The organism is uncultured Shimia sp. (assembly GCF_947493595.1).
Classification (GTDB): Bacteria; Pseudomonadota; Alphaproteobacteria; order Rhodobacterales; family Rhodobacteraceae; genus Shimia.
The window spans coordinates 188,879-200,609 of record NZ_CANLRL010000006.1; the positions used below are offsets into that span (position 1 = coordinate 188,879).

Genomic DNA, 11,731 nt, shown 5'->3' on the forward strand with positions numbered 1-11,731 from the left:
TGTTAGTTACAAAAACAACTATTACCACCGCAACCAAATTCGAACTCAGGAGCGACCCGATGACCAAGCACACTGTTCCGACCCGCATGCAGAAGGCCCCTTCGATGGCGGGCCCGCATGAGGGCTACATGCCCGGTTTTGGCAACGACTATGAAACCGAGGCCCTGCCAGGTGCCCTGCCGCAAGGCATGAACAGCCCGCAGAAATGCAATTACGGCCTTTATGGCGAGCAGCTCTCCGGCACCGCCTTCACCGCCGAAAATGTCGAACGCACATGGTGTTACCGCATCCGCCCTTCGGTGAAGCACAACAACCGGTATGAGAAAATCGGCGTACCTTACTGGCAATCCGCCCCCAATGTCGATCCGGATCTGGGCAGCTTGGGCCAATACCGCTGGAACCCGGTGCCCCACACCGAAGAGGCGCTGACCTGGATCACCGGCATGCGCACCATGACCTCGGCGGGCGACGTGAACACACAGGTGGGCATGGCCACGCACATCTACCTGGTGAACACCTCAATGGAGGATGACTATTTCTTCTCCGCCGATTCCGAGCTGCTGGTAGTGCCACAAGAAGGCGTGCTGCGCTTCTCTACTGAACTGGGTATCATCGATGTAGAACCCAAAGAGATTGCCATCCTGCCCCGTGGGCTGGTGTACCGCGTCGAAGTGCTTGAAGGTCCGGCCCGTGGTTTTGTCTGCGAAAACTACGGCCAAAAGTTTGAACTGCCTGGTCGTGGCCCGATTGGGGCCAACTGCATGGCCAATCCGCGCGACTTCAAAGCACCTGTGGCCGCCTATGAGGACCGCGAAGTGCCCTCTACGGTTACTGTAAAATGGTGTGGCCAGTTCCACCGCGCCAACATCGACCAGTCGCCGCTCGATGTGGTCGCATGGCACGGCAACTACGCGCCTGTAAAATACGACCTGCGCACCTACTGCCCGGTTGGCGCGATCCTGTTTGACCACCCTGACCCCTCAATCTTCACCGTGCTGACCGCGCCGTCTGGCCAGCCCGGCACTGCCAACATCGACTTTGTTCTGTTCCGCGAGCGCTGGATGGTGGCCGAAAACACTTTCCGTCCGCCGTGGTACCACAAGAACATCATGTCCGAGCTGATGGGCAACATCTACGGCCAATATGACGCCAAACCGGAGGGCTTTGTCCCCGGTGGCATGAGCCTGCACAATATGATGATGCCACACGGGCCGGACAAAAACGCCTTTGAAGGCGCGTCCAACGCCAATCTCGGCCCGGACAAGCTCGACAACACCATGTCGTTTATGTTTGAGACCCGCTTCCCGCAGCACATCACCAAATTTGCCGCCAACGAAGCGCCGGTCCAGGACGATTACATAGATTGTTGGACCGACATCGAAAAGAAATTCGACGGCACCCCGGGCAAGAAGTAAGCTCCCATGATTGGGGGCTTTGCCCCCGTCACAGCACACTGTGACTCCCCCAGGATACTTCTGGAATGAGAAATGCTTGGGGGCGTCAAACGAAGTAGCAGGAAGACCAATGCACGCGAACAAAGTCACCCTTCTAGGCACCAAGGGCGGCCCGGCCATCCGGCCCGGTACCCGAATGCCAACCTCTATTCTTGTTGAGATGGATGGGCTGACCATCCTTGTGGACGCAGGTCTTGGCGTCAGTCGTGGGCTGTGTGATGCTGGCGTGGCCCTGACCGATCTGGACGCGATCCTGATCACGCACCTGCATTCCGATCACTATCTGGAACTTGGCCCGCTGTTGCACACCGCCTGGACCGCAGGATTGAACAAATCCATCCCGATTTACGGCCCGGAAGGGCTGGACCACTATTGGAAGGGGTTCCTCAACGCCATGTCGTTTGACGTGGAACTGCGCCTGCGCGACGAAGGCCGCCCGGCGCTGGAACCACTGGCGGAAATCCACGTATTGGAACCCGGCCAAATGGACCTCGGTCCACTGAACGTCACCACCCTGCGCAACGAACACCCGCCCATCACAGACAGCTACGCCCTGCGCTTTGATGGCGCAAAACACAGCGTGGTGCTTTCCGGCGACACCGCGCCAATTGCCGAAATGGTCGACCTCGCCAAAGGCGCCGACCTGCTGGTGCATGAGGCGATGTTGTCTGCTGGCATCGACGCGCTTTGCGCCCGTGTGGGCAACGGCGACGACCGTCTGCGCATCCATCTGGAGCGCAGCCACACCCCCGCCGCCGAAGCAGGCCGGGTCGCCACCGAGGCTGGCGTCAAACAGCTGGCTCTCAACCACCTCGTCCCCTGTGACGACCCGACCTTCACCGAGACCCACTGGCAGGAGGAAACCTCCCGCACCTGGTCCGGCCCTCTCTTCATCGGCACCGACGGGATGTCTCTCCCGCTCGATTGACCGCTTTAAAAAGGAAACGCGCATGTCTTTGTTAAAATCCTGGGTCACAAGCGCCAACGACGCTGCCTGCCCTTTCCCTCTCAACAACCTACCCTACGGCGTCTTCTCTGTGGACGATGGCGAGTTGCGTTGCGGTACCGCCATTGGCGACCGGATCATCGACCTCACGGGGCTGGAAGAAATCAGCACCCTGCGCGCTGACCCGGACGCAGATGTTCTGGATGCCCCCTATTGGAACGACTTCATGGAGTTGGGTCCAGAGGCTTGGGCCGCGTACCGCGCCAAGCTTCAGAAGATGCTCGCAGCAGATGCCACCGAAGACGTCCAGGAGGCTCTGACCTATTTCTCGCTGCCCTTGGCCGATGCCACGCTGCACATGCCGATGGCTGTCAGCGAATACACCGACTTTTACGCCGGTCGGCACCACGCGACCAATGTGGGCACCATGTTCCGCGGCGCAGAAAACGCGCTGCCACCTAACTGGTTACACATCCCCATTGGCTACAATGGCCGCGCGTCTTCGGTGGTGGTGTCAGGCACCGATGTCCGCCGCCCATGGGGTCAACTTAAATCCCCGGATCACGACACACCTGCCTTCCTGCCCTGCCGCCGGTTTGACATCGAACTGGAAATGGGCGCGATTGTGGGCCAGTTCTCCGACCACCCGGTGACCGTGCAAGAAGCGGACGACATGATCTTTGGCTACGTGTTGCTCAACGACTGGTCCGCGCGTGACATTCAGGCCTGGGAATACCAGCCACTTGGCCCGTTCCAAGCCAAAGCCACCGCCACCTCGATTTCCCCTTGGATCGTGACAAAGGCGGCGCTGGAACCTTTCCGCACTGATACACCCGAGCGTGAGTTTGAGCTGCTCGATCACCTCAAAGACGTTGGTCCGATGCTCTATGACATCGACCTGTCGGTGACACTGGCGCCTGAAGGCAAAGACGCCACCGAAATTGCCCGCACCAACTACAATCAGATGTACTACTCGGCCGCGCAACAACTGGCCCATCACAGCACCTCTGGCTGCCCAATGAACGCAGGCGATTTGTTGGGCTCCGGCACCATTTCCGGCCCAACAAAGCCGGAACGTGGCAGCCTTTTGGAGCTCAGCTGGGGCGGAAAAGAGCCGCTGACCCTTGATAGTGGTGAGACCCGTACCTTCATTGAAGATGGAGACACGCTCACCCTCCATGGCGCCGCCAAAGGGGACGGGTACACAATCGGATTTGGTGACTGTACCGGCACACTTTTGCCTGCGCTTTCGGACCCTTTCGAAAGGTAACACCTATGCCTGCTCACCCTCGTTACGTTGGATATATCGCACAAAGTCTGGATGGCTATATCGCCACGCCGGATGGCGGGGTGAGCTGGCTCGATCCCTTCAATGCGGCGCTCGCGGAATGCAGCTGCGAGGACGCAGGCGGCTACAATGCCTTCATCGAAGAGGTGGACGCGGTTTTGATGGGCCGCGCCACCTATCGACAGGTGATGGGCTGGGGCTGGCCTTATGGCGACCGGGCTGGCTACGTGCTGACACACCGCCACGACTACAAAGGCGACCACATCACCGCCGCCGGTCCGATCGATGGTCTGCGTACTGCCATTGAGGCCAACGGCCACCAAAAGGTCTGGATCATGGGCGGCGGCGAAACCCAACGCGCCGCGCTGGATGTGGGCATGTTCGACGAGATTTCGGTTTTTGTCATGCCCACCATCCTCGGCGACGGCTTGCCCTGTTTTGCCAAGGGGGCACAGCAAAACCTGACCCTCAAGGCCTCCAATCAGAAGCCCGGTGGTATTCTGCAATTGGATTACACTTTCAAGGATCTCACGGCATGAGCACCCCGCATGGTGACGGTGACGCTCCACAACATGGCCAGAAAACGCCATGACCGAGTTTCTGACCGGCTGCACCCATTTTGGACACACCCAAGTGCTGCGCAAAGGCAATCGGCCGTATTCTTCCGTTGAAGAGATGGACGCGACGTTGATCGCCAACTGGAACGCTGTGGTTGGCAAAGACGACACGGTCTATCACCTAGGTGACTTCGCCTGGCCAAGAGACCGCCCCCGAGAACCCTATCTCGCACAGCTCAACGGCAAAATCATCTGCCTCAACGGCAACCGCGACGAGCCCGATTGGGGCCGCGACCTAATCACGCTCAAGCGCAATGACCGCGAGATCGTACTGTTTCACTACCCCATTGAGGAATGGAACGGCTGGTGGCGCGGCACGTTGCACTTCCACTGTCACACCCACGACACCGCATTCCACAGCGCCCCGCGCCGCGGCAATGTCGGCGTCGAAGCTCACAATTACACGCCCATCCGTCTCGACTGGGCGGTTGACCAACTTCTGCAAAAGGACCGCTGACCATGGCCAAAGCCTTCGCCTCCCAAGGGGACATGACCGAGAAAGAGACCTCTTTCACTGAAATTGGGGAGGGCCTCTACGCATTCACCGCCGAGGGCGACCCGAACTCCGGCGTGATCATCGGCGATGACAGCGTGATGATTGTCGAAGCCCAGGCCACGCCGCGCTTGGCCAACAAGGTCATTGAATGTGTGCGCTCTGTCACCGACAAGCCGATCTCCCATGTGGTGCTGACCCACTACCACGCCGTGCGCGTGCTGGGCGCGTCCGCCTATGGTGCGGACCAAATCATCATGGGCGACGCCGCCCGGGCCATGGTGGTGGAACGTGGACAAGAAGACTGGGACAGCGAGTTCCAACGTTTCCCCCGCCTGTTTGAGGGCCACGAAAGCATCCCCGGCCTGACCTACCCCACCACCACCTTTTCTGACGACATGACCGTCTACCTCGGCAACCGCCGCATTGACCTCATGCACCTCGGCCGCGCCCACACCGCAGGCGACATCGTCATCCACGTGCCAGACCAGAACGTCATGTTCACCGGCGACATCGTAGAATACCACTCCGCCTGCTACTGCGGTGACGGGCATTTCTCCGACTGGGGTGACACGCTCGACAACATTGCATCGTTTGACGTGGACGCCATTGCCCCCGGCCGTGGTGACGCGCTTGTGGGCAAAGAGATGGTCAACGCCGCCATCGAAAACACCCGCGACTTTGTCGAAAGCACCTACCGTCCCGCCGCCAAGGTTGCGGCCCGCGGCGGCACCCTGAAAGAAGCCTGGAACGCGGTGCGCGCCGAATGTGACCCGAAGTTCGCAGACTACGCAATTTACGAGCACTGCCTGCCCTTCAACGTCGCCCGTGCCTATGACGAAGCGCGTGGCATCGACACCCCCCGCATCTGGACCGCCCAGCGCGATCTGGAAATGTGGGAGGCACTGCAGGGTTGAGACAAATCCCCGCGTCCTTGATCTATGTCGTGGCGCGCGGCCCCTTCGCGCGCCACGCTACCCCCAACAAACGCGCCTGTCCTTGGGAGGAGGAGCCCTATGAGCAAGATTTTTGACGTCCCGCTCTACGCCTACACGCGCAGTCCGGATCAAGACGAAGGCATGCCTGTCCGCCATCCGGTGGTGATCATTGGCGCAGGTCCCGTAGGCCTCGCCACCGCCATCGATCTGGCGCAGCAAGGCATCAAAACCGTCATTCTGGACGACAACGACCGCGTGTCTTTTGGCTCACGGGCCATTTGCTTTGCCAAACGCCCATTGGAAATTCTCGACCGCCTTGGCTGTGGAGAAGCCATGGTCGAACGCGGCGTGCAATGGGACACCGGCAAGGTCTTCTTTGACACCCGCCAAGTCTATGAATTCAGCCTGACCGAAGAAGAGGGCCATAAAAATCCGGCCTTCATCAACTTACAGCAATACACTTTTGAGCAGGTCTTGGTCGAACGTATCCGCGAGATGCAGGCCGTGGGTGCCCCCATCGAAATCCGTGGCCGCAACAAGGTCGAGGCCATTGGTCAACACGATGATCACGTCAAACTCGAGGTGGAGACCCCCGAAGGCAGCTACACGATTGAGGCAGACTGGCTTGTCGCCTGTGACGGCGCCAACTCTCCCACCCGCCGTATGCTGGGGCTGGATTTTGACGGACAGGTTTTTGAAGACAACTTCCTGATCGCCGACGTGGTGATGAAAGCCGACTTCCCGTCCGAACGGTGGTTCTGGTTTGATCCACCCTTCAACCGCGGCCAATCTGCCCTGCTGCACAAACAACCCGACAATGTCTGGCGCATTGATCTGCAACTGGGCCGTGACATCGACAAAGAACGCGAGAAACGCCCCGAAAACGTGATGGTGCGCCTCAAAGCCATGCTGGGGGATGACGCGGAATTCGACCTCGAATGGGTTTCCATCTACACCTTCCAATGTTGCCGCATGGAGCGCTTCCGCCACGGCCGCACGCTCTTTGCTGGTGACTCTGCCCACCAAGTTTCCCCATTTGGTGCCCGTGGTGCCAATTCCGGCCTGCAAGACGCCGACAACATCGCATGGAAATTAAAACTGGTGCTGAAGGGCAAAGCGCCCGAAACCCTGATGGACAGCTACAACACCGAGCGGGCCTATGGTGCGGATGAAAACATCCTCAACTCCACCCGTTCTACCGAGTTCATCACCCCCAAATCCGAGATGAGCCGCATCCTGCGTGACGCCGTGCTGGACCTCTCCGCCCATCACGAATTTGCGCAACCGCTGGTGAACTCGGGCCGCTTGTCCGTGCCCTGCACCTATGATGGCAGCATGCTCAACTCCGCTGATGCGCTCGCCGCACCAGACGTCACGCGGCCCGGCAGCCCCTGCCCCGACGCCCCGCTAGGGGATGACCACCTGCTCGGCAAACTCGGCAATGAGTTCATCCTGCTGACCATCGACGCCGACGCGCCCGACAGCTTTGAGGAAGATGGCGTCACTGCCACCCGTCTTGCGCTGTCGGTCCGTGACGATCCAACGCTCACGCTGAAACGGCAGTACCTCGGCGATGCCCCCTCCGGCGTTTACCTGATTCGCCCGGACCAACACGTTGCCGCCCGCCGCGAAGCTTTTGATGAACCTCATTTCCGTGCTGCCCTGCGCCGCGCCACAGGCAAGGAGTGATCTGATGTCGGACAAACTGATCCTAAGCCCAAATCTGGACAACGCGGACGGCTTCTTTGACGCCCTCGCCCGCGCCCACGACGGCCTTGAGAAATCCACCAGCGACGCGCTCAATGCCCGGCTGATCTTCTTGCTCGCCAATCACATTGGGGACAACAAAGTGTTGGATCAGGCCCTGAAAGCGGCGCAAAACAGCGGCCACAAGCGATGAGCTGCCCAGTATGAGCACGGTGCTTTACGACTACTGGCGGTCCTCCGCCAGCTACCGTGTGCGCATCGCGCTGCTTCTCGCGGGGGAGCCGTTTGACACTGTGCCTGTGGATCTCCTTGCAGGAACCCACCGCGCGCCAGATCATCTGGCGCGCAATCCGCAAGGCTTGGTGCCGGTGTTGGAAATAGATGGGCAGCAATTCACCCAATCGCTTGCCATTCTCGAATACCTCAACGACACCCGCGGCCTTGGCATGTTGCCAGACGATCCAGCTCAGCGCGCAAAGGCCCGCGCTTTGGCACATAGCATCGCCGTGGACATTCACCCCGTGTGTAATCTGTCCGTCGTGCGCCATGCAGCTCACGAGGCTGAAGACAAACCCGCAGCCACCCGCGACTGGATGCAGCATTTCATTCGCCCCGGTCTGGTGGCCTTCGATACGCTTTTGAATGGGTTTGAGCAGGCGCCTTATTGCTGCGGAGACAGGCCGTCGCTCGCCGACCTTTGCCTGATGCCACAGCTCTACAATGCCCATCGTTGGGGGGCGGACATCTCAGACCTGCCCCGCCTACATGCGATTGAAACAGCCTGCGCCACACACCCGGCCTTCGCCGCCGCGCATCCTGATCAGGTCCGCCAAGCCTAGGTTTTAGAGCTCAATTTCGTTGAGATCGTTGAGCAACTCCAAAAGCTGCTCATAGCGCTCCGCGCCAAGATGATCACGCAGTTTACCCGCGTAACTCTTCGCTGCCGGAATGTTGTCTGCAATCAAGCGACAGCCCTCAGAGGTGGCTTTGATCACTTGCCGCCGGCCATCCTGTTCATCTCGCGCTCGCGTGATGTAGCCCTTTTCTTCCAGTTTCTGCAAAATCCGCGTCAAACTGGGCAACAACAGCACCGCACGATCCGCAATTGTGGTTGGATCCATCGGACCTTCTTCGACCAGAACCCGCACCACACGCCACTGCTGTTCGGTCACACCTGCATTCGCAAGTAATAATCGCGCGGGTTTCATCACTTTCTCTCTGGCGCGCAACAACGCGATTGGAAGCGATTGAGATGTATCGGGAATATTGGTCTTGCCTGTCATGTTACATACATGCACTGGAATGTTTCAAAAGGCAATTTGTTTGGGCGTGACATCCTTGCCTTGCAACGCTCATCAGCGGAATTTTGCATTTGTTACATCATTACAAATTGGTCTGGTTTTTCCCACGCCACCCACCTACGTAATTTCCCCGAATTGACCCTTTTTGCCGCCGCCACCTACCATGAGCACAATCGCCGCAATCCAATTTGCGGTTGAGTTCAGGGAGGAAAACTCATGAAGAAATGGCTCATCTCGGGCGCGATTTCTGCTTTGGCGCTGACCAGCGCCGCATCCGCAGACATCAAGATCGCCCACGTATACGGCAAAACCGGCCCTTTTGAGGCCTACGCCAAGCAATCCCACGACGGCCTGATGCTCGGTCTGGAGTACGCCACTGGCGGCACGATGGAGATCAACGGCGAGAAGATCGTCGTGATCGAGAAAGACACCCAGCTCAAGCCCGACAACGGCAAAGCCCTGCTCGAAGAGGCCTATGGCGACGATGAAGTTGACCTCGCTGTTGGCCCGGTCAGCTCCGGCGTAGCACTCGCCATGCTGCCAGTGGCCGAAGAATATGAAAAGCTGCTGATCGTTGAACCCGCCGTGGCCGACAGCATCACAGGCGCCAACTACAACCGCTACATCTTCCGCACCGGCCGCAACAGCTCACAAGACGCCGTGGCCAACGCCATCGCGCTCGCCGGCGAAGACGTGCACATTGCCACATTGGCACAAGACTACGCTTTTGGTCGTGATGGCATCTCCGCTTTCCGCGAAGCACTCGAAGGTCAGGGCCAAGGCATCGCACACGAGGAATACGTACCAACCGACACCACCGACTTCACCGCGGCGGCAGAGCGTATCTTCACCGCGATGAAAGACCTCGAAGGCGACAAAAAGCTCTTCATTATCTGGGCCGGCGGCGGCAACCCAATGGGCAAAATTCAGGCCATGGACCCATCCCGCTTTGGCGTTGAAATTGCCACAGGCGGCAACATCCTAGCGGCGATGAAAGCCTATAAGGATTTCCCGGGCCTCGAAGGTGCAACCTACTACTACTATGACATCCCAAAAAATGACGTAAACGACTGGCTGGTGAAAACCCACCAGGACCGTTTTGGCACCCCGCCTGATTTCTTCACCGCAGGTGGCATGTCCGCAGGCATCGCCGTGGTTGAGGCCATCAAAAAGGCTGGCAGCACCGACACCGAAGAGCTGATCACCGCGATGGAAGGCATGGAGTGGGAAACCCCCAAAGGCACCATGAAATTCCGCGCAGAGGATCACCAGGCGATGCAGACCATGTATCACTTCAAGATCAAAGTGGACGATAATGTCGAATGGGCCATCCCGGAGCTGGTGCGCGAGCTGAAGCTCGAAGACCTGCCCATCCCGGTCCGTAACTAAGACCGCCCTATTACCTCCATGGCTGGTTCCGGATCCCGTGCCGGGGCCAGCCTCCTTTCCCTCTCAGGGACCGCAAAAAATGCCCCACCCCATTCTGGAAACCACCGACCTGACCGTGCGCTTTGGCGGTCACGTGGCGGTCGACCACATCACCTGCAATTTCAACGCTGGCGAGCTGACCGCGATTGTTGGCCCTAACGGCGCAGGCAAAACCACCTATTTCAATCTGATCTCCGGTCAGATTCCCGTCTCCGAAGGCCGCGTGAAACTCAACGGCAGCGACATCACCCGCATGTCCGTTGCCCAGCGCACCCACCGCGGTATTGGCCGCGCCTTCCAGCTCACCAACCTGTTCCCTAACCTCTCGGTGTTGGAAAACATCCGGCTTGTGGTGCAATCCAAGGCCGGTCGCGGTTTCAACATCCTGTCGATGGCAGACAGCCACGCGGAACTCACCGGCCCAGCTTATGAGATCCTCGAACGCATCCGCATGACCGATCAGGCCGATCAGGTTGTCTCTGAACTGTCCCATGGTGACCAACGCAAACTGGAGGTCGCGCTGCTCATTGCCCTGGACCCGCTGGTCTATATGTTTGACGAACCCACCGCTGGCATGAGCGTGGACGAAGCCCCCGTAGTGCTTGATCTGATTGCCGAACTCAAAACCCGCAAAGACCGCGCCATCCTGCTAGTGGAGCATAAGATGGACGTCATCCGCACGCTGGCGGACCGCATCATCGTGTTGCACAATGGCGCGCTGGCTGCTGACGGCGACCCCGCCGAAGTCATGGCGTCGGATGTGGTGCAAGAAGCCTATATGGGCCGCGATCTTGAGGAGGCCCTCGCCAATGTCTGATCCCATCCTGAAACTTGAGGGCGTGTTCACCAACATCGCCCAATATCACATCCTGCAAGGTGTCGAGCTGACCGTGCCGCGCGGCGAAGTCACCATGCTTCTGGGCCGCAACGGCGTCGGAAAAACCACCACATTGCGCACCATCATTGGCCATTGGCGCGCCCATCAAGGCAGTGTGATGTTTGACGGCCAAGACATCACCAAACTGCCCACCCCAGCAATTGCCCGCGCGGGCATCGGCTTTGTGCCTGAAGACATGGGCATTTTTGCTGACCTGACGGTTGAGGAAAACATGATCCTCGCTGCTGTCTCCGGCGCTATTGATGAAACCCGCCTGCAATGGCTTTTCACCGTGTTTCCAGCGTTGGAAACCTTCTGGAAAAAAGACGCCGGTACATTGTCCGGCGGCCAAAAACAAATGCTGTCCATCGCCCGTGCCATGATCGAAGAGCGCGCGCTCTATCTGATTGACGAGCCCACCAAAGGCCTTGCGCCCGCGATCATCACCACCATGGCCCGCGCCATCAAAGAGCTGAAACAACAAGGGGCCTCGATCCTGTTGGTGGAGCAAAACTTTGCCGTGGCCAAAGCCTTGGGCGACAGCGCCAATGTGATGGACGACGGCCGCATGACCTGGTCCGGTCAAATGGCCGAACTGACCCAAGACGCCGAGCTCCAAGAGCGGCTCATGGGCCTCAGCATGGAGACCCACTGATGCCAATGAACGCAATTCAACTGGAGG

General features: G+C 59.0%; 14 protein-coding genes. 13 read left to right on the top strand and 1 reads right to left on the bottom strand.

The window, feature by feature from the left end; genetic code table 11:
- Positions 1–59 precede the first annotated feature (59 nt).
- The 9 genes from hmgA (at position 60) to maiA (ending at position 8,282) form a co-directional block, all read left to right on the top strand.
- Positions 60–1,415 carry a homogentisate 1,2-dioxygenase gene (gene hmgA / locus Q0955_RS15185; RefSeq protein WP_299425639.1) on the top strand — a complete coding sequence of 452 codons (1,356 nt, stop codon included), beginning with the start codon at positions 60–62 and terminating at the stop codon, positions 1,413–1,415.
- 109 nt (positions 1,416–1,524) lie between these two features.
- Complete coding sequence (locus tag Q0955_RS15190) at positions 1,525–2,382, top strand: MBL fold metallo-hydrolase (protein ID WP_299425641.1); 858 nt, start codon at positions 1,525–1,527, stop codon at positions 2,380–2,382.
- 22 nt (positions 2,383–2,404) lie between these two features.
- On the top strand, positions 2,405–3,670 hold the full coding sequence (gene fahA, locus Q0955_RS15195) for a fumarylacetoacetase (RefSeq protein WP_299425644.1): 1,266 nt from the start codon (positions 2,405–2,407) through the stop codon (positions 3,668–3,670).
- Positions 3,671–3,675: 5 nt separating this feature from the next.
- Entirely contained in the window at positions 3,676–4,227 is a 552-nt protein-coding gene (locus Q0955_RS15200) for a dihydrofolate reductase family protein (protein ID WP_299425646.1), read from the top strand.
- Between the two features lie 49 nt (positions 4,228–4,276).
- Positions 4,277–4,762: a hypothetical protein gene (locus Q0955_RS15205; protein ID WP_299425649.1), complete on the top strand. Its 486-nt coding sequence runs from the start codon at positions 4,277–4,279 to the stop codon at positions 4,760–4,762.
- A 2-nt stretch (positions 4,763–4,764) separates the two neighbouring features.
- Positions 4,765–5,715: an MBL fold metallo-hydrolase gene (locus Q0955_RS15210; RefSeq protein WP_299425652.1), complete on the top strand. Its 951-nt coding sequence runs from the start codon at positions 4,765–4,767 to the stop codon at positions 5,713–5,715.
- A gap of 99 nt (positions 5,716–5,814) precedes the next feature.
- On the top strand, positions 5,815–7,425 hold the full coding sequence (locus Q0955_RS15215) for an FAD-dependent oxidoreductase (protein WP_299425655.1): 1,611 nt from the start codon (positions 5,815–5,817) through the stop codon (positions 7,423–7,425).
- 4 nt (positions 7,426–7,429) lie between these two features.
- Complete coding sequence (locus Q0955_RS15220; RefSeq protein WP_299425657.1) at positions 7,430–7,636, top strand: DUF2783 domain-containing protein; 207 nt, start codon at positions 7,430–7,432, stop codon at positions 7,634–7,636.
- A gap of 10 nt (positions 7,637–7,646) precedes the next feature.
- Entirely contained in the window at positions 7,647–8,282 is a 636-nt protein-coding gene (maiA, locus tag Q0955_RS15225) for a maleylacetoacetate isomerase (RefSeq protein WP_299425660.1), read from the top strand.
- 3 nt (positions 8,283–8,285) lie between these two features.
- On the opposite strand, the gene hpaR is transcribed toward maiA, so the two are convergent.
- Positions 8,286–8,726 carry a homoprotocatechuate degradation operon regulator HpaR gene (hpaR, locus tag Q0955_RS15230; RefSeq protein WP_299425662.1) on the bottom strand — a complete coding sequence of 147 codons (441 nt, stop codon included), beginning with the start codon at positions 8,724–8,726 and terminating at the stop codon, positions 8,286–8,288.
- A gap of 9 nt (positions 8,727–8,735) precedes the next feature.
- On the opposite strand from hpaR, the gene Q0955_RS15235 reads away from it, so the two are divergent.
- The 4 genes from Q0955_RS15235 (at position 8,736) to Q0955_RS15250 (ending at position 11,704) form a co-directional block, all read left to right on the top strand.
- Positions 8,736–8,942 (top strand): hypothetical protein, encoded by a 207-nt coding sequence (locus Q0955_RS15235; protein WP_299425664.1) that lies wholly within the window; start codon positions 8,736–8,738, stop codon positions 8,940–8,942.
- 18 nt (positions 8,943–8,960) lie between these two features.
- Positions 8,961–10,133 (top strand): substrate-binding domain-containing protein, encoded by a 1,173-nt coding sequence (locus tag Q0955_RS15240; RefSeq protein WP_299425667.1) that lies wholly within the window; start codon positions 8,961–8,963, stop codon positions 10,131–10,133.
- Between the two features lie 79 nt (positions 10,134–10,212).
- Positions 10,213–10,989 carry an ABC transporter ATP-binding protein gene (locus tag Q0955_RS15245; protein WP_299425669.1) on the top strand — a complete coding sequence of 259 codons (777 nt, stop codon included), beginning with the start codon at positions 10,213–10,215 and terminating at the stop codon, positions 10,987–10,989.
- Positions 10,982–11,704 carry an ABC transporter ATP-binding protein gene (locus tag Q0955_RS15250; protein ID WP_299425672.1) on the top strand — a complete coding sequence of 241 codons (723 nt, stop codon included), beginning with the start codon at positions 10,982–10,984 and terminating at the stop codon, positions 11,702–11,704. The genes Q0955_RS15245 and Q0955_RS15250 overlap by 8 nt, the downstream gene beginning before the upstream one ends.
- Positions 11,705–11,731 lie beyond the last annotated feature (27 nt).

Coding starts and splice junctions, on each gene's coding strand:
- hmgA (WP_299425639.1), top strand. CDS start 60: ATGACCAAGCACACTGTTCCGACCCGCATGCAGAAGGCCCCTTCGATG.
- Q0955_RS15190 (WP_299425641.1), top strand. CDS start 1,525: ATGCACGCGAACAAAGTCACCCTTCTAGGCACCAAGGGCGGCCCGGCC.
- fahA (WP_299425644.1), top strand. CDS start 2,405: ATGTCTTTGTTAAAATCCTGGGTCACAAGCGCCAACGACGCTGCCTGC.
- Q0955_RS15200 (WP_299425646.1), top strand. CDS start 3,676: ATGCCTGCTCACCCTCGTTACGTTGGATATATCGCACAAAGTCTGGAT.
- Q0955_RS15205 (WP_299425649.1), top strand. CDS start 4,277: ATGACCGAGTTTCTGACCGGCTGCACCCATTTTGGACACACCCAAGTG.
- Q0955_RS15210 (WP_299425652.1), top strand. CDS start 4,765: ATGGCCAAAGCCTTCGCCTCCCAAGGGGACATGACCGAGAAAGAGACC.
- Q0955_RS15215 (WP_299425655.1), top strand. CDS start 5,815: ATGAGCAAGATTTTTGACGTCCCGCTCTACGCCTACACGCGCAGTCCG.
- Q0955_RS15220 (WP_299425657.1), top strand. CDS start 7,430: ATGTCGGACAAACTGATCCTAAGCCCAAATCTGGACAACGCGGACGGC.
- maiA (WP_299425660.1), top strand. CDS start 7,647: ATGAGCACGGTGCTTTACGACTACTGGCGGTCCTCCGCCAGCTACCGT.
- hpaR (WP_299425662.1), bottom strand. CDS start 8,726: ATGACAGGCAAGACCAATATTCCCGATACATCTCAATCGCTTCCAATC.
- Q0955_RS15235 (WP_299425664.1), top strand. CDS start 8,736: ATGCACTGGAATGTTTCAAAAGGCAATTTGTTTGGGCGTGACATCCTT.
- Q0955_RS15240 (WP_299425667.1), top strand. CDS start 8,961: ATGAAGAAATGGCTCATCTCGGGCGCGATTTCTGCTTTGGCGCTGACC.
- Q0955_RS15245 (WP_299425669.1), top strand. CDS start 10,213: ATGCCCCACCCCATTCTGGAAACCACCGACCTGACCGTGCGCTTTGGC.
- Q0955_RS15250 (WP_299425672.1), top strand. CDS start 10,982: ATGTCTGATCCCATCCTGAAACTTGAGGGCGTGTTCACCAACATCGCC.